Below are 13792 nucleotides of genomic sequence, written 5' to 3' on the forward strand. Positions count from 1 at the left end.
GCCCCGGACACGTCAGCACCGAGCCACTTTTGGGCACTCCGGGGAATGTTTTCACGCCTCCTGCACTGGTTCCGCCCGCCCGTCCGGTCACCGACCTGCCGAAACTGGCCGCCGCCCATTTCCCGCCCGCGCCCTCTCCCAACATGCGCCCCGCAGCGCATCCGCCAGCCATCGCCGCTCACCTTTCCAACGCGATGCAGGCAACAGTCGTCCAGCCCACGGCCCCCGGCAGGCCCGACACCGCAGCCCTGCATGAGTGGTCGTCCCAGCTCGATCAGCTTCGCAACGACGTGTTCGGTATCGCCATGAGTGTCAGCGCCTTGCGCGACCGCATTGACCGGCTGGAGCACAAAATGAGCTCCGACGACCATACGACGCAGTCCAGCCTGCAAAAACTCCGGGGCGAGGTCGAGGTGTGGCTGGAAAACCACCTCAACGCCGCTGTGGAACACTGCATGCAGCGCATCATCAGCCGCACGCCGGCCCCGGTCCCGACTCACGCCAACTGACAACCATTCCGCCAAACCACCCCCTCCCGACATGAACTCCCTGCGACTGCGCATCCTGTTCCCGCTATGGCTGTTCGGCTTCCTGCCTGCCATGGGAGCCACCCGCATGATGGGCCAGCCCCTAGAATGGTTTTTCGGCATCACCGGCGTCCTGCTGGGTGGTGGCGTCTTCCTGGCGGCCTACCTCATCTCCGGCTGGCTGCTCAAACCGACCACCGCAGTCATGAAAGGCACCACCGCCGTGCTGCGTGGCGTGCCTCCCGACGCCCAGTCCGCCGAATGGCTGCCCTCCGACTTCTGGAAGCTGCGCTGCGACATCAACATGATCTTCGCCAAGCAGCGCCAGGCCCTCAACGCCGCCGAGCAGCATGCCTGCCAGACCGCCCAGCGCCTGCTGAACGCCGAGCGCCTCCTGCGTGAGGCATTCACCGCCCTCCAGGGCCTCTTCTCCGCCAGTGACGAAGGCGTGGCCGTCGTCGATGCCCAGGGCTCAATCATCGCGTCCAACTCCCGGCTTGACGATCTCCTCGGCAAACCCGTCGAAGAAGCCGCCGGCCGCGATGCCAAACGCCTCCTGACTGCCCTCACGGAGCGCTTCCAGGATCAAAACGCCGTCACCGGCTGGATCGAGAAGGCCGCCGCCAGCCTTGACGGCCAGGATGAGACCGCCCCGTTCGCCACCACGGACGGTCGGGTGTTCTCGCTGCGCTCCAATCCGATGCGCACCGACGCTGGCGAGGTCATCGGCCGCATCTGGATCATCAAGGACCGCTCCGAGATGCGTGTGCTGGAAAACCAGCTCCGCGAATCGCAGAAGATGGGCACCATCGGCCAGCTCGCCGGCGGCATCGCCCACGACTTCAACAATCTGCTCACCGCCATCCGCGGCAACCTCACCTTGGCCGAACTCACCCCAGCCTCCAACGCCGCCGCCGTGCGCGACAAGCTGCAAAACGCCAACCACGCCACCACGCGTGCCGCCGAACTCGTCAAATCCCTCCTCGGCTACTCCCGCCGCAGCACCGGCACCAGCATCCGGAAGACGACCAATCTCAAGCGCCTCCTGGCCGATGTGCAGAATCTCCTCAAGCACAGCGTCGATCCACGCGTCACCATCCAGATGCGCGGCGGCATGGATCCCTCCTACGTCAAGGCGGACGGCACCCAGGTCGAGCAGGTCATGCTCAACCTCTGCCTCAACGCCCGCGATGCCCTGCCCGCCGACAAAGGCGTCATCGAAATCGCCGTCGAAAACGTCACCCATCGCAATCCGGCCAAAGGCGGCGAGGTGTCCGACTTCGTCATGCTCGTCGTCCGCGACAACGGCCGCGGGATCTCCGAAGAGCACCGCCAGCGCATCTTCGAGCCCTTCTTCACCACCAAAAACGGCAGCACCGGCACCGGCCTCGGTCTTTCCACCGCGCAGGACATCGTCCGCGACCACGGCGGCTGGATCGAGTTCGACAGCGAACTCGGCCGTGGCAGTGAGTTCCGCGTCTTCCTGCCCCGCGTCCTCAATCCTGAGCAACTCGACGATGAAGGCCCGGTGGACAACGGCCCCGCCATCGCCGCACCCGCTGGCGGCCAGACCACCATTCTTGTCGTGGACGACGAGGCTCCCGTGCGCTCCATCGCCACCAACATGCTCGGCTTCCTCGGCTACCGCGTCCTGGAGGCTGGCGATGGCCAGCAGGCGCTCGACATCATCCTGCGCAGCGGTGAGAAGATCGACGCCGTCCTGCTCGACATCTACATGCCGAAGCTCTCCGGCCGCGACACCTTCAAGGAGCTGCGCTCCGTGGGCAACGACGTGCCCGTCGTCGTCTGCAGCGGCTTCGTCATCGATCCGGATGAGTTCATGATCCTCAGCCAGGGCCACCCGCCGCCCGTGGACATCATGCTGAAGCCCTACTCCCTCGATGGCCTCAGCAAAGCTCTCGCCAAAGCCGTGCAGAAGCCCCAGGGCAGCGAACCGGCCTTCGACCTGAAGGCCAGCCGCACCCCGCTGGCCCAGCCGGCCATGCTCGCCTCCTGATCCGTGAGGCCTCCCAGCTCCAAATCCACGACAGATGCCGCCTCCGGGCGGCATCTTTCTTCTTTCCGGGACCCGGAAAGGCAGTAGAATCCGCGCCCCCATGATCAAAGTCGGCCTCGTCTCCCTCGGTTGCGCGAAAAACCTCATCGACTCGGAAATCATGATCGGCCACCTCCAGCAGGCGGGCATGGTCATGACGCCTGAGCCGGACCTCGCCGATGTTTTGATCGTGAACACCTGTTCGTTCATCGACATGGCCAAGAAGGAGAGCGTCGGTGCCGTGCATGACGCCGTGGACGGCCGCTCCGGCTCCACAAAACGGGCGAAGCAGAAGATCATCGTCGCCGGCTGCCTCTCGCAGCGCTTTTCCCAGGAACTGCCCGGCCTGATGCCGGAAGTCGATGCCTTCATCGGCCTCGACCAGATCACCCAGGTGGCCCCGATCATCCAGAATCTCGTGGGTGTGAAGGATCACGAGCAGGAAAACCTCGTCACCAAGCAGCCGCAGTACATCCCCGACTACGACACGCCTCGCTTCCGCCTGACGCCGCAGCACATGGCCTACATCAAGATCGCCGAAGGCTGCAACCACCCCTGCTCCTTCTGCATCATCCCCCGCATCCGCGGCCGCCATCGCAGCCGCACCCAGGAGAGCATTGTCAAGGAAGCCCGCCAGCTCATCGCCAGCGGCGTGAAGGAGATCAATCTCATCTCCCAGGACACCACTTACTTCGGCATGGACAAGTGGACCGAAGAACGCCCGAAACCCCGCAGCGGCGTCGATTCGAGCAAAGGTGAATCCCTTTCCACCCTCATCCGCGAGCTGAACAAGATCGAGGGCGACTTCTGGATCCGCCTGCTCTACACACACCCGGCGCATTGGAGCGATGATCTCATCCAGGCCATCGCCGAGAGCCCCAAAGTCGCCCGCTACATCGACATGCCGCTGCAACACATCAGCGACCGCATGCTCGGCCTCATGAAGCGCGAGACGGACGGCACTTACATTCGCGATCTGCTCAAGCGAATCCGCGCCGGCATCCCTGGCATCGCCATCCGCACCACCTTCATCGTCGGCTTCCCCGGCGAGACTGAGGCCGACTTCAACGAGCTGCTCCAGTTCATCGAAGACAGCAAATTCGAGCGAGCTGGTGTCTTCAACTACTCCCGCGAGGAAGGCACCCGCGCCGCCAGCATGGACGACCAGATCCATCACATGACCCGCAAGGCCCGCTGGAACGAGGCCATGCGCGCCATCCAGCGCGGTGTCGAGCATTACAACACCACGCAGGTCGGCAAGACCGTCCGCGTCCTCGTCGAGGAACCCGGCGTCGCCCGCAGCCAGATCGACGCCCCTGACATCGACACCACCGTTTTCGTGAACAAAAAGCTGCCCGTCGGCTCCTTTGCTGACGTGAAGATCAAGGAATGGCGCGGATACGACCTCGTGGCGGCATAGCCGTGGGAACTCTCTGCTAAATCCTGACGAAGAGTAATGAACGGCTGTGCTCAATGGAGAAAGTCACGCCATCCCACAAACATTTTCTTCATTCCTTCGATGGATTGAGGGTTTTGGCCGTAAGTTTGGTGCTCTTGCAGCATGAGACCTTTCTCGCCAGAAAGTATCTCGGGCTGCATTTTGCAGGCGGGCTTTTTAGCCTCGGCGATTTCCGGATCGATTTGTTCTTCATCCTGAGTGGTTTTTTTGCCGCCTGGAGGACTGGGCGGGGGCACGAATCCCGACCATCTGGCCTTCAGTTTTTGGGCTGGCGGCTGCGTCGTCTGCTTCCGCTTCTTTGGGTGCTGACCACCGTCAAGTTGGCGTCCATGCATGCCTTCGACCTCTTCGGACGGCATGAAGGATTGGACTTGTTCCAGATACTGCGGTCTTACACCCTGCTCCCGGCTCCGGGCTATCCGGTCATATTGCCGGCCTGGACGCTCAGCTTTGAGTTGGTTTTCTGCGCGGCATGGTCTGTGTTGCTCTGTTTTTCCAGGCGGATCAGGCTGGCCACTCTCGGTCTTTGGGCTGTTGCCATCCTCATCTACGGCGCGGCATGCATCACACCATCCAGGTGGCTGCCAGGGTTTGCCCTGCATCCCTACTTCCTTGATTTCATCGCCGGAATCCTGCTGGCGGAAATCTCACCGGATAGAAAGATGAGAATCAGTGGGGCCGCCGTCATGCTGGCCGGCGCTGCCCTCCTCATCATTGCCATGACCGCAGAACCGATGCTGAAGGCGTCCCCGGAGGTGGTGCGGAGAATTGTCTGGGGCGGAGCTTCGTTTCTGATCGTCACAGGCCTCTTTTGCTGGGAGCGGAGCAAAGTCGCATTTGTGATGCCTGGTGCCTTGCAGTTGGTGGCCAAGTCCAGCTACGCCATTTACCTCACCCATAGTTTGGTCTTGTTCGGAGTGCTACGTCTCATGAACGATCGCTGGCAGGCAAGTTCGCAGTTTACGAGCCTGTGCTTGGTGCTTTTGGCTGCGGGAACGTTGGGAATCGGAATCCTTGTGCACCGTTGGCTTGAAGCCCCGCTGCAACGAGCCCTCCAGTGGTGCCTGAACGCACGTCAATCGCCGAAGCCAAAGGACAGCGCCGAGGGAAATGCGAGCATTTAAAATGCTGTGGGGAAGGCATCTGCGCGGCGAACGATTGGGGCGGGCCGGCGCATAAAGCCGTCCGGGTGGAACGTATTCGCACGCACCATGACACGCACCCTCCTCGCCATCGGCGCACACTACGACGACTGTCCCTTCGGCATTCCTGGAACGCTGCTGCGGGCCGTTCAAAAGCATCAGCGCGTGGTCATCTTGAGCCTGATCGGCGACTACACGAACTGGCCGCCGGTCAAAGGCCGTGAGCAGGGCCTGCTGGAGCTGTCGAAGCAACTCGCGGCCGAGCGTGGCATGGAGATGCGCTTTCTGCCCTACAAGAGCATGGGCTTCGAGCCCACGCTGGAGACAAAGCGTGCCGTGGCCGAGGTCGTCGCGGATGTGAAACCGGACACGGCCTTCATGCTGTGGCCGCGCGACCGCCATCCGGACCATGAGGCCGCCAGCGCCATCTGCCACGCGGCGCTCTACCAGCCCGCACGGCTGCTCGGCCGTGATGACGTGCGCAGTCCCTCCCGTGTCTTCTGGTATGACAACGGCCCGGGCCACACGATCGGCTTCGAACCGGACACGTATGTCGATGTTTCCGCCGAATGGCCGGCCGCCAGCGAGTGGCTGGGCCGGCTGATGGCCTACGTGCGCAATGAACCCTACGACCCGGCCAAGGCAGACGCGGCGATGGAGACCAAGGCGGTGCTCTCCCGCTACCGTGGCCTGGCCTGCGGCGCCCGATACGCCGAGGCGATGAAGAGCGTGCGGCCGGTCGTCCGCGAGGATTGGTGACACCGGCGTGGCACCAGTGGTTTCCGACTCCAGAAAGGTCCTGCAGCCTCATTTTGAATGCCTGCGGTGAAAGATGCACGCTGTCCTGCACGAAGAGGGGCCGCCCATGAGATGGTCTGCGTTCCTGCTTCTTTTTGCATGGCCCGGCGTAGCTGCCAGCGCCACCGAGGCGAGGCTGCACCGTGCCGTGAATCTCAACGGCCCGCCACTGACAATCGACGGCCGGGCCTGGGAGGCCGGAAACGACGCAAAGGACGTGAAGACCACCGGCAAGACCTTTGAGAACCAGAAAGTCCGGCTCAAACCGCCGACCGACGCGGCCCGCACGCAAATGATCCGCAGCAGCGTCTGGGGCGACAAGGTGGACATCGAGTTCTCCCACGTGCCGGACGGCCCCTGCCAGGTGGTGCTTTACGTTTGGGAGGACAATCACAACGAGCGCTTCAGCCTCCTGGTGAACGGTGTCACCACGCTGGCGGATTTTGAAAGCGGCACGGAGGGCATGTGGAAGCGCTTGGGCCCCTGGCCGGCACAAAGCGTGAATGGAAGACTCGTCGTGACCGCACGGGCCGCCAGCCATGGTGCCGCGAACCTTTCGGGCGTGGAGTTGTGGGCAGGCGACGGCCCCCTGCCCGAGTCACACACAGGCGCGTTTGTCGAGACGCCGGGACCTGAGCAGACGGCGTTCTTTGAAAACAAAATCCGCCCGGTGCTGGCAGAGCATTGCTATGAATGTCACAGCGCCACTGCGAAGAAGGTCAAAGGCGGCCTCGTGCTGGATTCGCGCCGTGGAGTGATGAAAGGCGGCGACACCGGACCTGCCATCACACCCGGTGATCCCGACGCCAGCCTCCTGATCCAGGCCGTGCGTCATCTCCATGAGGACACGGCGATGCCGCCGAAGAAGAAACTGCCGCCGCATGTCATCGCCGCTCTCGAGGCCTGGGTGCGCATGGGAGCACCCGATCCACGCCTGACCGACACCGTGGCCGTCGTGCAGGCGAAATCGGCCATCGATTGGAGCAAAGCGCGTGAGTGGTGGTCGTTCCGGCCGCTCGTTTCACCAGCGCTGCCGCCGGTTCAGGACAAATCATGGCCCGCCAACGAACTGGATCATTTCATCCTCGCCAAAATCGAGGCCGCAGGCCTCAAACCGGCGCCGGAGGCCGATGCGCATGCCTTCATACGCCGGGCCACCTACGATCTCACCGGCCTGCCGCCGACGCCGCAGGAAGTGGAGGCGTTCGCCGCCGCCTACATCCAGCATCCAGAATCAAGCATCGAGAATCTAGTGGAACGCCTGCTCGATTCACCGCGTTATGGCGAGCGCTGGGGCCGCCATTGGCTCGATGTGGTGCGTTATGCCGACACGGCCGGCGACAACTCCGATTATCCCATTCCGCAGATGCATCGCTATCGCGACTGGGTGATCGACGCGTTCAATCGCGACCTTCCGTACGATCAGTTCGTGCGGCAGCAGCTCGCGGGTGATCTGCTGCCCGATGCGAAGCCAGATCAGGTCATTGCCACGGGTTACATCGCCAACGCGCGGCGTTTTGGCTCGCGCGTGGATGATTATCCGCAGCATCTCACCATCGAGGACACGCTGGACAATGTGGGTCGCGCCTTTCTCGGCCTCACGATCAATTGCACCCGCTGTCATGATCACAAATTCGATCCCATCACGACGCAGGACTACTACGCGCTCTACGGCATCTTCAGCAGCACGCGCTACCCATGGCCGGGCATCGAACTGGACAAAAAACAGCGCGATCTCGTGCCGCTCGTGCCACGCCACCAACTCGACACCGCGGCGAAGATGATGAAGGACCGCGAAATCGAGAGCTCGAGGCTGAACAAGGAGGTCAAACGGCTGGAAACTGCGATCAAGGAGAAGAAAGACGACAAAAACAGGCTGGAAGCCGAACTCGCACAGGCAAAGGCGGCGGCGAAGCAGCACGCGCAGAAGCCGCTGACGTTTGAACTGGCCTACGCCGTGGCCGAAGGCCGCAAGATCGGCGATGTGGCTGTGCAGCAGAAGGGAGATCCCGCAAAGCCGGGTCCGGTGGTCCGGAGGCATTTTCTCACCGTGTTCGGCGGCCAGGAACTGCCTGCGAATGATTCATCGAGCGGCCGTCTGCAACTGGCGGCCTGGATCATGGCGCGGGACAATCCGCTGCCTCCCCGGGTCATGGCGAATCGCCTCTGGCTGAATCATTTTGGCAAAGGCATCGTGCCCACGCCGAATGATTTCGGCAAACAGGGCAAACCTGCCACGCATCCCGAACTGCTCGACTACCTGGCGGCAAAGTTTCGCGACAGCGGCTGGTCCATCAAAGGGATGCATCGCCTCATCATGCTGTCACGCACCTATCGCATGAGCACGTTGCGCGATGAGGCCGCGCTCGAGGCCGACCCGGCCAACGAATGGCTCAGCAGCTTTCCCCGCCGTCGTCTCGATGCGGAAAGCATGCGCGACACGCTGCTCATGCTCGGCGGCAGTTTGGATCTCAGTCCCGCCGGCCCGCATCCCTTTCCACCGCAGAACGACTGGGGCTTCACGCAGCACAAGCCCTTCAAGGCTGTCTATGAGACGAACCACCGCAGCGTCTATCTCATGACGCAGCGCATCCAGCGGCATCCCTACCTCGCCATCTTCGACGGCGCCGATCCCAGCACCAGCACACCCGCACGACTGTCCAGCACCACGCCGCTCCAGGCGCTCTACTGGCTCAATGACCCGCTCGTGCACGACCAGTCGCGCAAACTGGCGGAGCGCATCGTCAAATCGGGCAGTGATGACCGCACGCGGATTCGCCAGGCTTATGAACTGTTGTTCGCCCGGCCGCCGGATGCGGAGGAGGCGGCTGTCGCCGCCCGGTTCCTCGTCAAAGCCGGCGGCTCGCTGCCGCAGGACGAGGCCTGGCACTCTCTCGTGCGTGTTTTGTTCCGCCTGAACGAGTTTGTCTATCTCGACTGAACCTGCCCATGAATCCACGCCATCTTCACCGTCGCGAAATCATGCGCAGCCTCGTCGGAGCCTCGACGCTGATGCCCGGGCTGCTTTCGCAACTGCTTGCGGAAGATGGAAACGACCCGCTGGCCCCCAAACAGCCGCATTTCACCGCCAAAGCGTCGCGCGTGATCTTCATCTTTTCGAACGGCGGTGTCTCGCACATGGACACCTTCGATCACAAGCCCGAGCTGTTCAAAGCCGATGGCAAAATGACCGGTGTGGGCGGTGGTTTGTCCAACCAGCAGCGCGTGCTGCTGAAACCCGGCTGGCAGTTCCGCCCCGGCGGCCAGTGCGGCACGCTCGTCAGCGACTTGTTCCCCCATCTGCGGGAGCTGATGGACGACATCTGCGTCATCCGGTCGATGAAGGGCGACGACAACGAGCACTACAACGCCACGCTCGGCCTGCACACCGGCTCGTTCTTCTTTTCGCGGCCCAGCATCGGCTCCTGGATCAGCTACGGACTCGGCACCACCAACAGCAACCTGCCCTCGTTTGTCGCCCTCGCGCCGCAGATGCCCTACGCGGGCACGCAGATCTTCAACAACGACTTCCTCCCCGCCTATCACCAAGGCGTGCGCGTCATCGGTGGGAAGCAACCTGTGGCCAATCTCGACCGTCGCACACAGCAGAAGGGCCTCCAGGAAATGGAGCTCGAATTCGCCGACCTCCTGAACAACCGCCATCTGCGCTCGCGTGCGGGCGACTCAAACCTGGCGGCCCGCATTCGCAGCTTCGAGACCGCCTTCCACATGCAGACGGAGGCGCGTGACATTTTCGCCATTGATCAGGAAAGCGATGCCACGCTGTCTCTCTACGGCCTCAAACGCGGCCAGACGGAGGGCTTCGGCTGGCAGTGCCTCGTGGCGCGACGCATGGCGGAACGTGGCGTGAGGTTCATCGAGCTCGTCGATGGCAGCAGCAGTGACAACTGGGACCAGCATGCCGACATGGCGGAACACGCCAAGCATGCGAAAAACATCGACCAGCCAGTCGCCGGCCTGCTGCGGGATCTCAACCAGCGCGGCATGCTCCAGGACACTCTGGTGGTATGGACCACGGAGTTCGGCCGCACACCCGGAGTCGATGGCACCAAGGGCCGCGGCCATCACAGCGCCTGTTTTTCCTCCTGGATGGCCGGTGGCGGGGTCAAAGGCGGCCATGTGCATGGCAGCACGGATGAAATCGGCGCCACTGTCGCCGAAGGCAAAGTGCATGTGCACGACTTCCACGCCACGATCCTGCATCTGCTGGGATTCGATCACGAAAAGCTCACTTACCGCCACGGCGGCCGCGATTTCCGGCTGACCGACGTGTTCGGCAACGTGGTGGGCGAATTGATCGCGTGACTGCGTCTCACACCTCGATTTCGAGGACGTCCCACTATCCCAAGTCTCGCATTCCGGAAGTCCACATCTTGCAATCACGAGGGCTGGCGCGGTTGATTGCAATGGCAGCGCCTCAAAGCCGTGTTTTCGGCCTGCACGCCAGCCTGGACAACCGCAACGGCCTGTGTGTCACCCTCGATGTGCATCAGGCCGTGGGCAAGACGGAGACCAGCGCCGCCATCGACGCGCTGGACAAACTCAACGAGCGCGGCTTCAAGCCCAAGGAGCTGGGAGCTGATAGGGACAATGTCGTTAAGCAATCTGGTGACTTGATAGACTGCGGGTGCGGTCACTAAAGTACAGCAATTATAGCTCAACGGCATTGGCGTAATCCATCATCCACCCTCATTTTCCCAGCCCATGACATCCCCACAAACCTCCGCCAACTCCTCCCGTCGTCGTTTCGTCAAACAAGCCGCCGCGGCGGGTTTGGGCATCAATTTCCTTCCGGCCTACCTGACGAGCGCACGCGCCGCGGACAATCCGAAGCTGCCACCGAGCCGCCGTATCAATCTCGGCTGCGTCGGTGTCGGCGGCCGTGCGGGCAGTGTCATTCCAGGACTGACCGCGGCAGGCAACGCCGTGCCGGTGGCCTTCACGGATGTGGACTTTGTCGCAGCGAGAGGGGTGGAGAAGAACCTGAAGGCCTTCCCGGACGTGAAGCGCTTCACCGACTTCCGCGAGATGCTGGACAAGATGGGCAAGGACATCGACGCCGTGAGCGTGGTGACGCCGGATCACACGCACTTCACCGCCGCGATCAGCGCGATGGCGCTGGGCAAGCATGTGTATGTCGAAAAGCCGCTCACGCACACCTTTGAAGAGGCGGAGATCCTCATGCGCGCCGAGAAGAAGTTCAAAGTGGTCACACAGATGGGCAACCAAGGTCACACCTCCGCCGGCGCGGAGCAGTTCAAGCAGATGCTCGCGGCGGGCATCGTCGATGACATCGTGAAGATCGACGCGTGGAAGTCGCCCTCGCTCTGGTTCATGAACGCAGCGGAGCGTGCGCTCGTGAAGGGTTATCCGCCTGAGGAACCGAAGCCCGAGTCGCTGAACTGGGATCTCTGGTGCGGCCCGCAGGAAGTGAAGCCCTTCAGCAAGATGTATCACCCGTTCAACTGGCGCGGCTTCCACCTGTATGGCGGCGGCATGTTTGGAGACTGGGGTGCGCACATCATCGACTTCGCGCACGACAACCTGAAGCTCGGCCTGCCCACGCGCATCACCCCGATCGCACTGGCGGATTACAATCAAATCAGCTACCCGCTGAGCTCCGACATCGTTTTCCAGTTCCCGGCGCGTGGTGAGAAGATGCCTGCGGTGGAGCTGCATTGGAAAGCCGGTGGCGACACCAAAATCGAGATCCCTGAGAAGTTTGGCGATCCAGGCCCGGACGGCAAAGTCGTGATCCCGAATCCCGGCAACACCGGCTCCCTGCTGCATCGCAAGCAGGGCGACTACCTCGTGCAGCGCGGCTCGCATGACCGCCATTCGCTCGTTTATCCACGCGCCAAGATGCTGGAGTTCAAGGACGCGATGGCCCTGCATCCGACGAAGTACAGCCATCAGGAAAGCTTCATCCAGGCCTGCCTCGGCAATGGCAAAACCGAGTCGCCTTTCAGCGTCGCCGGCGTGCTGACGCAGGTCTTGAATCTGGGCACCATCGCCGAGTATCTGAACGTCGATCTCCAGTTCGACCCGCAGACGAAACGCTTCATCGGCAACGACGAGGCCAATGCACGGCTGGCAGGCCCGGCCCCACGCGCCGAGTGGGCTGATTGCTACAAACTCGCATAAAGGCATGCATGACCTCCGTCGTGGCCTTCGCCCTCAACTCGCGACCATGCACTTGCTTCAACTTCACATGCGAGGCAGGGCGCCTGAAGCGCGGGTCACCGGAGAATCGTGACTTTTCGTGACGCACCACCTTCAATCTGTCATCGAATCGACAACCCATGAAATACCTGCTCCTCTTCATCACCGCGCTCAGTGTCACCGGCGCCGCCCAGGAAGCGCCGCCGAAGACGGCTGAAGTCTTCGACATCTCCGGTCACAAAGCCGTGCTGTATGCCGCCCCCAAACCTGCGGAGGGCAGGCCGTGGGTGTGGTATGCGCCAACGCTGAATGGCGGGGTGTCGCTGGCGGGCCGAAAGATGTATTTCGAGGCCTTCATGAAGGCGGGCATCAGTCTCGCCGGTTTCGACCAGGGGGAGGTGCGCGGAGCACCGGACAGCACGGCGAGATTCACACTGTTCTATGATACCATGGTGAAACGTGGCTTTTCCACGAAGCCCATTCTGCTCGGCCAGAGTCGCGGCGGCATGATGACGCTGGCCTGGGCCTTCCGGAATCCCGGCAAGATCAAGGCCTGGGTCGGCATCTATCCCGTCTGCAACCTCGCGAGCTGGCCGTTGAAGAATTCGAAGCCGCAAACCCTCGCCGACTTCGCCCTGCCGGAGCCGGAACTGGTGGCAAGGCTCAAGGAGTTCAATCCCATCGACAACCTCGCCGGCCTCGCCGCGAACAAGGTGCCCATGTTCGCCGTGCATGGCGACAGCGACGTCGTGGTGCCCTACGACGACAACACGAGGCTTCTCAAAGAGCGTTACGAATCTGCCGGTGGCTCTTTCACTGTGAAAATCGTCCCGGGTGAAGGCCACAAAGTCGGCCCGTCCTTCTTCGAATGCCAGGAGCTGGTCGATTTTGTCCTGCAGCAGGCCAAATGAAGGGTCGTCGGAGGTGCTCGATCCGCACCCTGCCTCCGTTCTCCATCTGCATTCAGAGACTTGCACAACCCTCCTCGACTTGTCTTACCCATGTCCAACCACGGCCCATTTCATCGTCGCGGCGCACCCGGGGGACCGGGCTGCGAGGTTTCTGCGCTTCCCATCTCCGGCCGCCGTCCCGGCAGTGATCAGGTGATCGAGGCGTGTCTGCTCGATGCGGGTGAAACAGCGACGGAACTCGAACTGGTCCGCACCGTGGCCTCCGGCCTCGGCGTCGTGTGGGGCCAGGATGATCTCGGAGCCTGGGCTGTGGTGCCGAATGAGCCTCGTTCCGCCTTCGCCACATCACCAGATCCGCCGACCGAACTCCCCCACGCCCTCTACCGCGAAGACGACAACGGCGCTCGTTTCCTCATCGCCCGCTACGCCACCCAGGCCAAAGCCGCTGAACTCGCGCGGGGCGGGCATAAGCAGGGGTATTTTGTGGAGCATCAAGCCTGATAAGCCGCCGGAATATGCAAAAATTTGAACCCAGGTCAGTTGAAGCTGTTGAAACAACTTATCGAGCACTACACCCATGAACGATGAACACTTCCAAAAACTGGTTCAAAGCGTCCACCAGATGGGCGCGATCATGCATGGCGAAAAAGGGCGCTTCGCTATGCTGGGTGGGTAAAAGCTGAAGGGATTTGCAGGTCGAGACGGCCGGCCATCCA

General features: G+C 62.3%; 10 protein-coding genes and 1 pseudogene. All 11 read left to right on the forward strand.

The window, feature by feature from the left end:
* Positions 1-509 (forward strand): annotated as a pseudogene (locus IAE77_RS02860) (hypothetical protein); the annotation flags it as partial.
* 31 nt (positions 510-540) lie between these two features.
* The gene (locus tag IAE77_RS02865) at positions 541-2544 is read left to right on the forward strand and encodes an ATP-binding protein (protein WP_294221512.1); all 2004 of its coding nucleotides are present in this window, start codon (positions 541-543) and stop codon (positions 2542-2544) included.
* Positions 2545-2644: 100 nt separating this feature from the next.
* On the forward strand, positions 2645-4003 hold the full coding sequence (gene rimO / locus IAE77_RS02870; RefSeq protein ID WP_294221515.1) for a 30S ribosomal protein S12 methylthiotransferase RimO: 1359 nt from the start codon (positions 2645-2647) through the stop codon (positions 4001-4003).
* A gap of 53 nt (positions 4004-4056) precedes the next feature.
* The gene (locus tag IAE77_RS02875) at positions 4057-5166 is read left to right on the forward strand and encodes an acyltransferase (RefSeq protein WP_294221518.1); all 1110 of its coding nucleotides are present in this window, start codon (positions 4057-4059) and stop codon (positions 5164-5166) included.
* A gap of 87 nt (positions 5167-5253) precedes the next feature.
* On the forward strand, positions 5254-5943 hold the full coding sequence (locus tag IAE77_RS02880; protein WP_294221521.1) for a PIG-L family deacetylase: 690 nt from the start codon (positions 5254-5256) through the stop codon (positions 5941-5943).
* A gap of 106 nt (positions 5944-6049) precedes the next feature.
* Entirely contained in the window at positions 6050-8923 is a 2874-nt protein-coding gene (locus IAE77_RS02885; protein WP_294221524.1) for a PSD1 and planctomycete cytochrome C domain-containing protein, read from the forward strand.
* Positions 8924-8931: 8 nt separating this feature from the next.
* On the forward strand, positions 8932-10308 hold the full coding sequence (locus tag IAE77_RS02890) for a DUF1501 domain-containing protein (protein WP_294221527.1): 1377 nt from the start codon (positions 8932-8934) through the stop codon (positions 10306-10308).
* Between the two features lie 101 nt (positions 10309-10409).
* Positions 10410-10643 (forward strand): hypothetical protein, encoded by a 234-nt coding sequence (locus IAE77_RS02895; RefSeq protein ID WP_294221530.1) that lies wholly within the window; start codon positions 10410-10412, stop codon positions 10641-10643.
* A 64-nt stretch (positions 10644-10707) separates the two neighbouring features.
* Positions 10708-12147 carry a Gfo/Idh/MocA family oxidoreductase gene (locus IAE77_RS02900; RefSeq protein WP_294221533.1) on the forward strand — a complete coding sequence of 480 codons (1440 nt, stop codon included), beginning with the start codon at positions 10708-10710 and terminating at the stop codon, positions 12145-12147.
* Between the two features lie 158 nt (positions 12148-12305).
* Complete coding sequence (locus tag IAE77_RS02905) at positions 12306-13076, forward strand: prolyl oligopeptidase family serine peptidase (RefSeq protein WP_294221536.1); 771 nt, start codon at positions 12306-12308, stop codon at positions 13074-13076.
* Positions 13077-13166: 90 nt separating this feature from the next.
* The gene (locus IAE77_RS02910; RefSeq protein WP_294221540.1) at positions 13167-13577 is read left to right on the forward strand and encodes a hypothetical protein; all 411 of its coding nucleotides are present in this window, start codon (positions 13167-13169) and stop codon (positions 13575-13577) included.
* Positions 13578-13792 lie beyond the last annotated feature (215 nt).

Source organism: Prosthecobacter sp. (assembly GCF_014879935.1).
GTDB lineage: Bacteria > Verrucomicrobiota > Verrucomicrobiia > Verrucomicrobiales > Verrucomicrobiaceae > Prosthecobacter.